Origin of the sequence: Leptolyngbya sp. Heron Island J, assembly GCF_000482245.1 — a bacterium.
Lineage (GTDB): Bacteria > Cyanobacteriota > Cyanobacteriia > Phormidesmidales > Phormidesmidaceae > Leptothoe.
On record NZ_AWNH01000012.1, the window covers coordinates 80,864 to 94,165 of the forward strand.

Below are 13,302 nucleotides of genomic sequence, written 5' to 3' on the forward strand. Positions count from 1 at the left end.
ATTAAGCCTAAATATAGCTACTTCAAGCCGCGACTTCTACTATTAGGATAATGTTGTAAACCCAAGTAAAGAAAAGAATCAGACCGTCTTTCTGGGTTAAAGTTCAGAGTCTGGATAAAGCTGGCTCATTACTGCTCACCGCTTCTATATTGGCCTCCAGATTCTCAACAATCTGCTGGCCCAGAGGCGTTGCCTGCAAATAAGCCAAGGCGGGCTGAATGTAAGAATAAACCTGAGTACGATAAAACTTAGGGAACCCCAGTTTCATGTCATCTGGGGTGCGATAACCCAGTTCCTGGTTTTTGCCCAACTCCTCAAATTCGTAAAAAAGCGCCACCGTCTTTTGCAAATAACTCGGGTCGCTGAGCTGACCGATCAGATCGGCTGCACGGGTCAGACCGGGATAGTGATCGGTAACCTGATAGGCAGGCACATCGGGCACGGGGAACTGAGTAAACCCAATATTTCGCTGAATCGCCTCTAAATCTAAAACCTGATAATGACTAAAGTTTTCCTGTACAAACAGCTTGCTGCGCTCCACATGATAGGGCGCTAAGCTGGCATCGGTTGTGCCTGGTGCTAGCTTAACCCAGGCCGTTTCTGACGTTTGGCTGGCGGGTATTTGTACTTGACCTCGCACATAGCAGCGCCGTGCTGTATCATCCTGTCGACAAACACCGCCCACATAGCCAATATCATGGCAGAGCAGCGACACCATAAAATTGAGCCAGTCCTCACAGGTAACATTACCTTCAAGCTGGTGCTTACCATGCAAAATTTCCTGGCCTACCAGACAAACTAGAATGGTGTGTTCAACATTATGATAAAGAGCCGTGCTAGCGCTCAGTTTATCCAATACTTTAGCTGCAAATACCCGTAATAGAACACCGTAGTCTGGTTGAAATTGCTGGTCAAGGGTAGTGGTCAGATACCCTAATGGCTTTCCCAGCATCTGAATGTATTTCTCATGCAGCTGATTAACACAGGCTTGCTTCATCGATGTGGCAGGATATAGCACTGTTACCTCAGTGAAACTTGGTTGCAGACTAGAGAGTTTTCTACAAGGACGAAGAACATTATGGGCTGTGGAATATGTATCTTTATACTCTAGCTCACCCTTCCCGCTTCTGATGTCAAAAATGTCGAACTTGGATGAGCTAATACAGATATCGGCCTATATTAAGAGCGTTTCTTTTGGCGAACAATAATAATTTCATCGCCATCCTGACTGTCAATGATATCTATCACTTTTTCGATGGTTGGTTGGGCTGATTTGGGTTGGGCTGACTGAGTATTCATTCCTCTAGATAGCAGCAATAGCAAAATAAAGGGGAGTGAGACCAAGAAAACTGGAGGCATTGTTTTTTCTCCTTTGGGGTAATAGGCAAGACAGAATATAGTGCGTTCACGCCTTAGCTATGAGAAAGTTATGTCCCTGGTTGAACTGATTGCAGACAGCCATACTGAAAAGAAGTCAGGAGTTATGGGTAGGTTGTACCTATCGTGTATGCAACCCCTTGTGTTCCTGATGGCTAACTTCTCAAATCGTCTGTCTAACTTTTGTGTATTTGCAGTATCTAGGTTTGAGCGCCGTGACGTAACCAGAAAAGCTCACAACCTAGAGCAAAAAATATTAAGTAATAATAAAGCACTACCCGCTGGCTTCATCAAAACCTCATAAAACCTCAGCAAAGCCCTGTAAACCTCAACTTTAGCTTTGCCAGAAAATAAACGACAAGGTTACCTTAAAACCGTGCATCATACCCTGCTTAAAATCAATTCCATGATCTGTCACACCCATGTCCAGCAGCAGTTTTTCAATAGATGCAGACGCCGCCTTAGAATTTGTCGACAGGCTAGTCTATAGCAAGACTGAAAAGCATCTAAGTGATTTAGAACGCAAAGTCTTTGTAGGGTCTTGGGAAGGCAAAACCTACGAAGAAATTTATCCGTTTAAACCAGACTACATTGAGAAATCTGTCGGTTATAAACTGTGGCATAAAATCTCAGATGCTTTAGGTGAAAGGCTTACGAAAAAACGCCTTAGGGGAGCGATTGAGCGCGCGATTAAACAGCAGACACCAAAACAGATTACGATTATCTATCGCGATCAAGTACCGGATGCCCAGCTAGCAGAGACTATCGGGAACGCAGTGCAACCTGATAGCTATCCATTTTTAGCCAATCTAGATACCGTATCCAATAATGGCAGTGGCTGGGTCAGTCATCTAGAGACAAAGCTCACTAGCTGTCACTATTTTATCTTACTGTTGTCGGCTCAAATGGCTATGAGTGAGATGCTGATTGAGCTACTACAACGGATTTGGGAACAGCATATTAATAACTACAACGAAAAACCTCGATTGTTGGTCTTACATCTGCAAACTGGGTCATCTTTTTCTCTGAACCATGCTCTGCGAAATTATCTCAAGCAGGCACAGCAGTATCTTTGGACGCAGCCAGGGGATGAGAATATACTTTATCGAGATCTGTTGCATGGTATTCAAACCGGCCATTTCCCCCAATTGCCATCTGGATATCAGACAGAACATGATCAGCAAACACCTCAGATCATTTCCACTGCTGCCAATCACGCCCACACCCTACTGCATACCCCACCGCCATCTCCTGTTGCTGATCCAGAAATTCCTAGGGGACAGGTCCGGCTGGAGTCTGCCTTTTACATCGAGCGTCAACCTCAAGACACTCAGTGTTATGACGAGATCCTTAAGCCTGGAGCCCTAATTCGCATTAAAGCTCCCAGGCAGATGGGCAAAACTTCGCTCATGGCTCGCATCTTGAGCAAGGCCGAAGACCAAGAGTATCAAACAATTCCCTTGAGTTTCCAACATGCGGATCGTGAAATTTTTAATAGTCTTGAGCAATTGCTGCGCTGGCTTTGTCTGCGAGTTGCTCGTAAGCTCAATGTGCCGCCGCGCTTAGAGGATTTTTGGACAGATGCTTATGGTAGTAAAGATAACTGCACTGCTTATTTTGAGGATTATCTGTTGCCAGAAATTGCAACCCCTTTAGTATTAGGCATGGATGAGGTAGATCGAGTTTTTCAGTACACCGATATTGTCGATGACTTTTTTGGTCTATTGCGAGCCTGGTATGAAGAAGCAGGGTATGGGGTGGGTGGCAGTAGTCTCTGGGAAAAACTACGGCTGGTGGTTGTGCATTCAACCGAAGGATATATCCCTTTAGACATTAATCAATCGCCTTTTAATGTTGGATTGCCCATTGAACTCAAGGAGTTCAATCTGGAGCAGGTTACCGATTTAGCTCATCGCCACGGCCTCAGCTGGAATACGGAACAAATCCAACAGCTGATGCTGCTGATTGGTGGTCATCCTTATCTGGTTCGATTTGCGTTTTATCATATTGTGCAGCGTGAGCTGACCTGGAAACAGCTGTTAACAACTGCACCAACAGAATCAGGTATTTATGGTGACCATTTGCGTCGTCACCTGTGGAATTTGAATCGTGATCCTGTTTTAGCGGCTGCGTTTAGCCAGGTTTTGGCCAGTCAGGCTCCTGTTTCTCTTGAATCAGCCCATGGGTTTAAGCTCCACAGCTTAGGCTTGGTTAAGCTGCAGGGAAATGGTGTGGTGCCCAGCTTTGATCTTTATCGCCAGTATTTTAATGAGCGTTTGCAGCCATAAGACGACATTTTTAGACATTCAGGTGAAGGTAGATGATGAAATACAAAGTTGGGGGACATTTGCCCCTGGATGCTCCTAGTTATATTGTCCGAGAAGCGGATGAGGCTCTATATCAGGCGTTAAAAGCGGGTGAGCTATGCTACGTTTTCAATTCACGCCAGATGGGTAAAACGAGTCTGCGTGTGCGTACATTTCATCGTTTGCAACAGGAAGGCGTGGCCTGTGCTGCTATCGACCTCAACAAAATTGGCAGTAAAGATATTACGGCCCAGCAATGGTATGCCGGTATTATGCGGCGATTGGTGACGAGCTTTTGCCTGCCGGTAAAGCTACGGGATTGGCTCAAGGAGTATGACTATCTCTCGCCGATTAAAGTACTTAATGAGTTTATTGAGCAGATATTGCTCAAGCATGTGACTCAGCCGATTGTTATTTTTATTGACGAAATTGATAGTATGCGGCGTCTGCCCTTTGAAACGGATGACTTTTTTGCCTGCATCCGTTCTTGTCTAGATTCAGGTCAGCTGACGTTTGCACTGTTGGGGGTAACAACACCCTCCGATTTAATTAAAGATAAGTATTGCACTCCCTTTAATGTGGGACGAGCTATTGATCTACACGGGTTTACATTTGAAGAAGCACGTACCCTGGCTAAAGGGTTAGTCAATGCCGAGTGCCCAGAAAAGCTACTGAAATGCATCTTGGATTGGACGGGTGGACAACCGCTATTGACCCAAAAGCTATGTCAGGCGATAACGGCACAAGATGAACCCATTAAAGCAGGGGTAGAACGACGCTATGTAGAGGTTTTGGTAGAGCGTCGCATTTTGGATAATTGGGAAGCTCAGGATGAGCCCCCCCATTTGAAGACTATTCGCGATCGCTTACTCAACATCGAGAAACGCACAGGTCCCTTATTGCAGCTTTATGAGCGGATTCTCAAAGATGGCGATGTTTCTGCTGATGATAGTAGCGAACAATTAGAACTGCAGCTAGCCGGGTTGGTGGTCAAACGAGATGAACAACTGCGCGTCTACAACCGCATTTATGCCACCGTATTTAATAATCAATGGGTACAGCGGGTTTTGTCGAATGTTTACGAGGAGTTTATGAAAACTGTCTCCAAACAGGAGCAAAAGCTGTTGTCGATGCTCAATGTCATGGAGGGCAAAGGGTTTGATTATATTCTAAATGAGATTTTGAGCGATATCACTCTCAAAATGAGTGTGTTATTGAGTGCTGATCGCACCACCGTTTTCTTTATTGATCCAGAAAGGAATGAGCTATGGTCGATTGAGGCCAATAGTGGCAATGCTAAATACCCCACTATCAACATTTTGACTAACGAGGCCAATACGGGGCAACTGACAGAATTCAAGCAGTTTATCCATGCGACTAAGGGAGCTGCTCAGAAGACTGAAAATTATCCAAGCCATAATGAATTATTCTTTCATCTACCTAGCTCCCAGGGTAGATTAATAGCGTTTGTTCATTTGGTGAACAAACTCAAACTTTCTCATAATCCGACAGCTCCCCTGGAAGAACGGATCGATCCAGTGGGATTTATGCAAGAAGATGAAGCTCAGCTGCAAGAATATGCTGAGCCCATTCAACGAATTCTGGAGCGATGTCATTATTGCTATCGTCTGACGCAACAAATTCAGACTTCAGAAGCGCTGACAAATGCTACAACATCTGTGTCTCAAAGTAATCTTAATCCAGATGAAGTAATTGGGCGGGTGATTGATGCGGCTAAACGATTGATGAATGCGGATCGTGTAACTCTCTGGTTAGTGGATCACGAAACCCAGGAACTTTGGTCTAACATTCCCTTTGAAAATGGCGAGTTTAAGGAAAAACGAGTTCCCATTGGGCATGGTTATGCCGGTATTGTTGCCCAGACTGGAGAATCTCTCAATATCGGATTTGATTTATATGACCATGCCCAATCTAGTTTTGCCAAGTTAACGGATCGCGAAACAGGGTATCGCACCTGTAGTTTATTGTGTATGCCAGTACGCGATCGCAACGGTAAGTTACTCGGTGTGACACAGCTAGTAAACAAACGCCGTCAAGGAAGATTTCCATCTTATGACCCTGACACCTGGCCTGAAGCTCCAGCTTGTTTCCAGGCCAGTTTTGATCATACCAGTCAACAACACATGGAGGTGTTCAATACTCAGGTTGGTATTGCCTTGCAAAATGTTCAGCACTTTACTGAGCTAGAACGTCAGTCGACCCATCCTCAGAGTGTAGTTAGCAAAACTCTAGAGCTGTTAGACCAGGTGATGGATAAACAAGGCTTTGATGAAATTTTGGATACTACCCTGCGTTCTATTACCCTCAAGCTAGGTCAGTCTTTGGGGGCCGACCGGACAACAATTTTTCTGTTTGATTCAGACCATCAGGAATTTTGGTCAATTGTGGCAGAAACTGACAATGAGGCAAATGATCTCGAAATCCGAGTACCGCTTAATCAAGGTATTGTCGGAGAGGTAGCGGCTCATCGTCGGATGATCAACATTCCCTACGACTTTTATGATGATCCCCGCTCGGAGTTTGCCCAAGAGCAAGATTTAAAGACAGGCTATCGCACCTATACCTTGTTATCGTTACCGTTGATTAATCATCGAGGTGAACTGATTGCGGTGGTGCAACTGCTCAACAAGCTGTTACCCTACCTGCATCCAGATATGCCGTTGGCGGAACGAATTGACCGTCAAGGATTTACGGCAGCGGATATTGAAACTGTCAATGCTAACTCTGCTGCCATTAAGATTATTCTGGAGAGTTTCTTCTCGTACCATAAGACGTCGCGGGGGCAGCGAGTAGCGGCAACCTTGATGGCAGCTGTGCGCTCCTGTGATTTGAATACAGCAGAACCCGAGGAGATATTGGGACGTATTGTTGATGCAGCCAAGGAACTGATGAGTGCAGATCGAGGAACGCTGTGGTTGCTGGATCGCGATCGCAATCAACTATGGAGTCGCATCCAATTTGATGACAATAACGTACAAGAAATTCGCCTTAATGTTGGTGAGGGATTTGCAGGAGAAGTCGCTAAGCGCCGTGAACCGTTGAATATCCCCTTTGACCTCTACCATCACCCAGCGTCAGAACGTGCCAAAGCCACCGATGCCAGCAGTGGTTATCGCACCTGCAGTCTGCTTTGTATGCCCATTCTCAATCAAGACGGTGAGCTGATTGGCGTGACACAGTTGATCAATAAAAAGAAAGCGGGACATTATCCAGACTTACCCTTAGTACATGATCGACCAGTCCCAGAGCTGTATCGTACTAGTTTTGATGACAGCGATCAGAAGTGTCTCTACATTTTTAACAATCAAGTAGGCATCATCATTCAAAATGCAGAGCTATTGGCTGCGGTGCGACAGCAGGAGCAGATTCTCAAAGAGCATTTGTCTGAGTAACAATCATCCATCCACCCATCCACTCATCCACAGTTAATAGCGGGCAAACTGACGCCATAAAACATGAGGCTAAAGACCTAATCTAAAACTTAGGTCTTTAGCCTCATGTTTTATTACCTAAAGCTTGTCTAGATTACTAATGTTAACCCATAGCGCTGATGGAATGCCTATTTTATATACTACAAGGACAATCCAGAATAAGCGCCGCTGCTGCTTGAGAGGATGAACAGATCGATGAGAAAGGTTATACAACCATATCTTCAAGACAAAATCATAGTTCGGAGCAGCAATGCCGAACAAGCAATGGCCGTAGAACCCGCTTTTGCAAGGTAGGAATAGTTGCTACACAGTAGCGCAGTTGTCTTTATATCAACTTCAAACATAGTTCATACAAAGTTCATATGAGCTTTAAAACCATTATCAAGACCTATCCGTACTGTCTGTAGAAACACGAGGACACGTTTAACTTTAGATACAAAGATATACGTATGATGTTTTGAGAACAGGAAATCTAATGTATATTTCTTGAAGAACGGTCAAGCGAGACTTGTGTAAGCAGGCCTGGGCATTAAACAATTGCTGATGGGCTGAGGTTTGATAATAGGCTTGTTTTAAGACAACATTCAGTTCTTTCTCATATTTCATTGATATTTTGAGGAGAGGCCAATTTTTGGCCTGGTATGAATCATGCTTGGTAAGCTGACGGGGTCCACTGCAGTCAGAGTTTTACTTGCTACTCTGACCTGTTTATTGTGCATTGTTAGTTCATCTTTATTACCGGGTGCGACAGCGCATAATTTGGGTCAAAGCTATATTTACCTTCAGATTAGGGAAGATGCTATTTCGGCACGGGTGGAGATGCCCGTTAAGGAACTCAGTGAAGTACTTGAGCTTGATCTCCCTGTTGAACAAAAAGTTCGCAGAGATGATATTGAGCCCTATATAGAGCAGATTAGAGCCTATGTAGATGAGCATCTGACCCTTAGCTGTGCTCCTCAAGCCTGTAGTCCTGTATTTCAGGAGTATGGATTCTTAAACACCACATTTTCCCAATTTTTGACCCTTGAATATAACTTAAATGGTTTTCAGGCTATGCCTGAAGCTATCGATGTTACATACGATGTGATTCTAGAACAGCTGCCGCAGCATACAAATATGTTGCTAGTAGAAGAAAATTGGATGACAGGAACCTTCCAGAATGAATCTACACCGCTAATGATATTTAGACAGCCAGGACAGACTCAGACATTAGATCTGACATCTGGTAGTCTGTGGCAGGGCTTTTCGGCAATTGTTTATCTTGGGATAATACATATCGTAGAAGGTATTGACCATGTTTTCTTTTTAGGTGCCTTACTGCTGCCATCAGTGCTAAGCCGACAGGAAGATTCAATATGGCAACCAGTGGACAAGTTTTCAACTGCATTCATCTATATTGTTAAGATTGCTACTGCTTTCACCATTGCTCACAGTGTTACGCTTTGTTTAGCAACACTACAGATTGTTCAAGTGCCTTCTCGGATAGTGGAGTCTATTATTGCGGCTTCCATTGGCCTGGCAGCGGTGGACATTTTCTATCCTATTTTTCGGGGACGCTCATGGTTAATTATTTTTCTCTTTGGGTTGTTTCATGGATTTGGATTTGCTGATGTATTGGCAGATTTGGGGGTAACCAGTCAAAATGCAGCTTTATCCTTATTTGGGTTTAACCTAGGTGTGGAAATCGGACAGTTAATTATTATTGCTGTCATCTTTCCTGTACTTTATTTGCTACGTAATCAGTGGTTTTATCCAAGCTTTGTGATGAGGACTGGTGCTTTGTCATTGGGCGCAATGTCACTCTATTGGTTTATAGAGCGGGCGTTTGATGTCAATATTCGAGTTTTACCAATATTGCAGGGTCTGTTTTAGAGCCCTGGTGCGGTAAGGCCTTATTTGTTAGAGACGGCGAGTTAGCAAACAGTTTTCCCATGGTTTCTTTGGCGCAGTCTAGCGCGATTAATAACGTTATTGTGGCGTCTATGCCGCCGTTACAAACACTGATACTCACAGTGGAGGATACTCGACGCATTGTTGAGCATGTGGGTTTGAATGCATTGATGGATGAGATGATTGCTCGACTCACCCAGGCATTTGAACAATTTGATCCTGCAAAAACGGTGGTCCCTGTGCGCACCGGCTTCAGCTATGAGCAACCCCATGTAGGCTTAGTTGAATGGATGCCATTGTTTGAGAAGCACCGGCAGATTGTGGTGAAGGCGGTAGGATATCATCCTCAGAACCCGAGTTTATATAATTTACCGACGGTCCTTTCCACGGTTTCTGCCTATGATCCGGTATCAGGGCATCTGTCTGCGGTGATTGATGGGACGTTTCTGACGGCGTTGAGGACAGGAGCGGCATCTGCGATCGCAACCCAACTCCTAGCCTCACCCAACAGTCAAGTCCTTGGCTTGATTGGTGCAGGAGCCCAAGCCGTTACACAACTTCATGGTCTTTCCCGCTGCTTTGATCTTAAGAAGGTGCTCATTTTCGATAGCGATCCAGCCGTAAGTCAATCATTTGCTGAACGTATAGCGTGTTTGGGGTTAGACCCTTTAGAGATTTGCCAGGCAGACGTTGCTGATATTGTTGCCGCAGCTGATATCCTCTGCACAGCAACGTCAGTGGATGTGAATGATGGACCGGTCTTTCCCGATCAAAATCTGAAACCCTGGCTACACATTAACGCAGTGGGGGCTGATTTTCCTGGTAAGTTTGAGGTACCCTTAAGTCTTTTAGAGCGCAGTTTTGTGTGTCCTGATTTTCGAGATCAGGCCATTCGCGAAGGCGAATGTCAACAGTTTAAAGACCTGCAGCAGATTGGAGCTGAGCTATCTAACGTAGTCAAGACTCCAGCCCAGTATCGTCACCATCAGCAACAGACCACTGTTTTTGATTCCACCGGATTTGCCCTTGAAGATCAGGTGGCCATGAATATGCTGCTGGACTATGCAACTGAGCTGCAGGTCGGCACCTTAGTTGAGCTAGAAAGCGCCACCGCTGAGGTCAAAAATCCCTACAGTTTTGTCCTGTAATCTACCCACATCTCGCCCCCAAGCTTTGTCATGGATTTTTCCTGGTCAGACGAACAACTCGCTTTTAAGAATCGTGTCATTCAGTTTGCGCAAGAGAACCTTAATGGTGACGTGGTTGAGCGCGACTACCATGGCAAATTTTCCTGGGAGAACTGGAAAAAATGTGCCGAGTTTGGTATTCAAGGCATGTGTATGCCGGAAGACTATAGCGGATCGCCTGCACTGGACATTATGACAGCGGTGCTGGCGATGGAAGCCCTCGGCTATGGCTGTGAAGATAATGGCCTTACCCTGGGTCTGAATGCCCAGATGTGGACGGTGCAGATTCTTTTGCAGCAGTTCGGGACTGATGACCAAAAGCAGCGATATTTGCCACGACTATGTCGAGGTGAATGGATCGGTGTACATGCCTTATCTGAACCCAATGCTGGGTCAGATGTTTATAGTCTAAAAACCCATGCCCAAAAGTGTGACGGTGGCTATATGCTCAACGGCAGTAAAAAGTTTGTCACCTGTGCTCCTATCTGTGATTTGGCCCTCGTGTTTGCCACCATTGACCCGAGCTTGGGCAAGTGGGGAGTAACTGCTTTTCTGGTGGAGCGGACAGCAGCGGGTTTTTCCACGGGTCCAGTAAAAGACAAAATGGGTTTGCGTACAGTGCCGTTTGGAGAGATCTTCTTCGACGATTGTTTTGTGCCTGAAGAAGATCGTCTGGGCCCAGAAGGTGCTGGGTTTAGTTTCTCCCATAGTTCGCTGGAGTATGACCGTTGTTTTAACCTGGCCAGCGAACTAGGCACCATGGAGCGTCAGTTAGAGAAGACGGTTGAGTATGCCAAAGCGAGGGAGCAGTATGGTCAACCCATTGGTAAGTTTCAGTCCGTGTCGAATCGAGTGGCTGATATGAAGTTACGCCTAGAGACGGCGCGGCTGTTGCTGTATAAGGTGGCTTGGTTAAAGGAACGCGGGCAACCGGCCATGCTTGAGGCGGCATTGCTCAAACTGTATCTGAGCGAGTGTTTTGTGGCCTCAGGGTTAGATGCGGTGCGGATCCATGGCGGTAATGGCTATCTCACGGAGTATGGGGTGGAACGAGATTTACGGGACGCCATTGGCGGGGTGATTTATGCGGGCACCTCGGATATTCAGCGCAACATTATTGCGCGCTCATTGGGATTGTAGGAGGTGGATATGATTTATTTGTTGTCTCAAATTTTAGATCGTTCTGCCGAGCAGTTTCCTGAGCGCGAAGCATTTCGTTGTGATGGTGCAAGTCTTACCTATGGCGAACTGTTACGGCGTGCAAATGGGTTGGCCCATAAGCTGGTTGATCTGGGGGTAAAGCGGGGAGATCGGGTAGGGATTTACTTGCATAAGAGTTTGGAGAGTGCGATCGCAATCTATGGTATCTGGAAAGCCGGTGCGGCCTATGTGCCCCTCGACCCCAGTGCCCCTGTTACCCGCACCGCCTACGCCATTAACCACTGCGGTATTCGCCACCTGATTACCCAAAAATCCAAGCGGATGCGAATGCCAGATTTGTTGGATGCAATCGCCGTAGGGGCGCAGCATGCTGCGCCCCTACGGCACGTTATCGGTTTGCCGGAGACGTTTGTTCTAGACCATGGGGTGGGCCATTGCGATTGGTCGGATATTCTCCCCAGCGACACATCACCGTCGGTGCGCGTGATGGAACAAGACCTGGCCTACATCATGTATACCTCTGGCTCCACGGGGACTCCTAAGGGCATTATGCACACTCACCGCAGCGGTCTAGACTATGCGCGCATGGCAGCCCACACCTATGGGTTGACCCACGCAGATCGCCTGGGCAATCACTCGCCGCTGCACTTCGACATGTCCACCCTGGATTATTTTTCAGGGCCGTTGGTGGGGGCAACAACGGTGATTATTCCTGAAGCCTATATGAAAATGCCTGCCAGTCTTTCGCAGTTGGCCCAGGATGAAGCCTTAACCATTTGGTACTCGGTACCGTTTGCGTTAATCCAGCTGCTGTTGCGGGGTGTGCTAGAAGAGAGAGACCTCAGCTCGCTGCGTTGGGTGCTGTTTGGTGGAGAACCTTACCCGGCAAAGTATATGTATGGCCTAATGGAACGCTTGCCCCAGGCTCGTTTTAGCAACGTGTATGGACCAGCGGAGATCAATCAGTGTAGCTACTACCATGTGCCTCCCTTAGTTGAGGGACAGACTATCCCCGAAGAGGTTGCACCCATCGGTCAAATCTGGGCCAATGCGGAAGAGATTGTGGTGGACGACCAGGACGAACCAGTGGTTTCTGGTGATGTAGGTGAACTGCTGGTGCGAACATCGACCATGATGATGGGCTACTGGCAGCGACCTGACTTAAATGAGAGTGCTTTTTACCGGACTGAAATTGCTCATCAGACGGCTGTATTTTACCGCACAGGGGACTTAGTGCAGCAGCTACCGGACGGTAACTATCAGTTTGTGGGCCGAAAAGATCGTCAGATAAAAACTCGGGGCTATCGCATTGAGCTGGACGAAGTAGAGGCAGCCCTGGTGGGTCATCCCCAGGTGGAAGAAGCGGCTGCCTATGCTGTACCCGCTGAAGCCGGTAGCCATCAGGTAGAAGCAGCAGTGATTCTCAAAGCTGAGGCTACCTTGAGTGATGGTGAATTGCTTAATTATGTGGGGGAACGATTGCCTGCCTATGCGGTGCCGAGAAGGGTTGCGATCGCGACCACATTCCCTAGAACGGGCACTGGCAAAATTGATCGGCGGGCGTTGCAACAACAGGCGGAGAGGAGAGTTATTGGTTATTAGTTATTAGGGATAGAAATAAGGTAGTTTCTCTTGACGGGCAAACTTTAACTCAAAATTCAAGACTTAAAATTCAAAACTCACAGTGATGGATAACCAAGAAATTCTTAAACAATATATTAGTCAAACTCTGCTTAACGGTCGGATGCAAGTCGAGGCAGACGACGATCTCCTCGGTGAAGAGATTATCGACTCCATGGGAGTGATGCAGCTGGTGGCTTTTGTGGAAGATAAGTTTGGCTGTGATGTGCCCCAATCGGACATCATCATCACTAACTTTAGGACTATCAAGGCCATTGATGCCTACCTTGCTAAGCGGAGCCTGTAATC

General features: G+C 46.4%; 9 protein-coding genes. 7 read left to right on the plus strand and 2 right to left on the minus strand.

Annotation, left to right across the window (positions count from 1 at the left end):
* Positions 1-103: 103 nt before the first annotated feature.
* Positions 104-1,018, minus strand: coding sequence for a metal-dependent phosphohydrolase (locus N836_RS42815; RefSeq protein WP_200867378.1), 915 nt, complete (start codon positions 1,016-1,018; stop codon positions 104-106).
* A 161-nt stretch (positions 1,019-1,179) separates the two neighbouring features.
* Positions 1,180-1,359: a hypothetical protein gene (locus tag N836_RS75600; RefSeq protein ID WP_023070723.1), complete on the minus strand. Its 180-nt coding sequence runs from the start codon at positions 1,357-1,359 to the stop codon at positions 1,180-1,182.
* A 440-nt stretch (positions 1,360-1,799) separates the two neighbouring features.
* Between N836_RS75600 and N836_RS42820 the strand changes: the two genes are divergently transcribed.
* From N836_RS42820 to N836_RS42850, 7 genes are all read left to right on the plus strand, one after another.
* Positions 1,800-3,665: an AAA-like domain-containing protein gene (locus tag N836_RS42820; protein ID WP_023070726.1), complete on the plus strand. Its 1,866-nt coding sequence runs from the start codon at positions 1,800-1,802 to the stop codon at positions 3,663-3,665.
* A gap of 32 nt (positions 3,666-3,697) precedes the next feature.
* Positions 3,698-7,096, plus strand: coding sequence for a GAF domain-containing protein (locus N836_RS42825; protein ID WP_031291514.1), 3,399 nt, complete (start codon positions 3,698-3,700; stop codon positions 7,094-7,096).
* 687 nt (positions 7,097-7,783) lie between these two features.
* On the plus strand, positions 7,784-9,007 hold the full coding sequence (locus tag N836_RS72775; protein ID WP_023070728.1) for a HupE/UreJ family protein: 1,224 nt from the start codon (positions 7,784-7,786) through the stop codon (positions 9,005-9,007).
* 59 nt (positions 9,008-9,066) lie between these two features.
* Complete coding sequence (locus N836_RS42835) at positions 9,067-10,173, plus strand: ornithine cyclodeaminase family protein (RefSeq protein WP_023070729.1); 1,107 nt, start codon at positions 9,067-9,069, stop codon at positions 10,171-10,173.
* 30 nt (positions 10,174-10,203) lie between these two features.
* Positions 10,204-11,352, plus strand: a complete 1,149-nt coding sequence (locus tag N836_RS42840) for an acyl-CoA dehydrogenase family protein (RefSeq protein ID WP_023070730.1) — start codon at positions 10,204-10,206, stop codon at positions 11,350-11,352.
* Positions 11,353-11,361: 9 nt separating this feature from the next.
* A complete protein-coding gene (locus N836_RS42845) occupies positions 11,362-12,975 on the plus strand; it encodes an amino acid adenylation domain-containing protein (RefSeq protein ID WP_023070731.1) in 1,614 nt (537 codons plus the stop codon).
* An 85-nt stretch (positions 12,976-13,060) separates the two neighbouring features.
* On the plus strand, positions 13,061-13,300 hold the full coding sequence (locus N836_RS42850) for an acyl carrier protein (protein ID WP_023070732.1): 240 nt from the start codon (positions 13,061-13,063) through the stop codon (positions 13,298-13,300).
* Positions 13,301-13,302 lie beyond the last annotated feature (2 nt).

What these genes read in the sequence shown, in the direction of transcription:
- N836_RS42845 (WP_023070731.1), top strand. Translation starts at nt 11,362, where the DNA reads ATGATTTATTTGTTGTCTCAAATTTTAGATCGTTCTGCCGAGCAGTTT.
- N836_RS42850 (WP_023070732.1), top strand. Translation starts at nt 13,061, where the DNA reads ATGGATAACCAAGAAATTCTTAAACAATATATTAGTCAAACTCTGCTT.
- N836_RS42835 (WP_023070729.1), top strand. Translation starts at nt 9,067, where the DNA reads ATGGTTTCTTTGGCGCAGTCTAGCGCGATTAATAACGTTATTGTGGCG.
- N836_RS72775 (WP_023070728.1), top strand. Translation starts at nt 7,784, where the DNA reads ATGCTTGGTAAGCTGACGGGGTCCACTGCAGTCAGAGTTTTACTTGCT.
- N836_RS42820 (WP_023070726.1), top strand. Translation starts at nt 1,800, where the DNA reads ATGTCCAGCAGCAGTTTTTCAATAGATGCAGACGCCGCCTTAGAATTT.
- N836_RS75600 (WP_023070723.1), bottom strand. Translation starts at nt 1,359, where the DNA reads ATGCCTCCAGTTTTCTTGGTCTCACTCCCCTTTATTTTGCTATTGCTG.
- N836_RS42825 (WP_031291514.1), top strand. Translation starts at nt 3,698, where the DNA reads ATGATGAAATACAAAGTTGGGGGACATTTGCCCCTGGATGCTCCTAGT.
- N836_RS42840 (WP_023070730.1), top strand. Translation starts at nt 10,204, where the DNA reads ATGGATTTTTCCTGGTCAGACGAACAACTCGCTTTTAAGAATCGTGTC.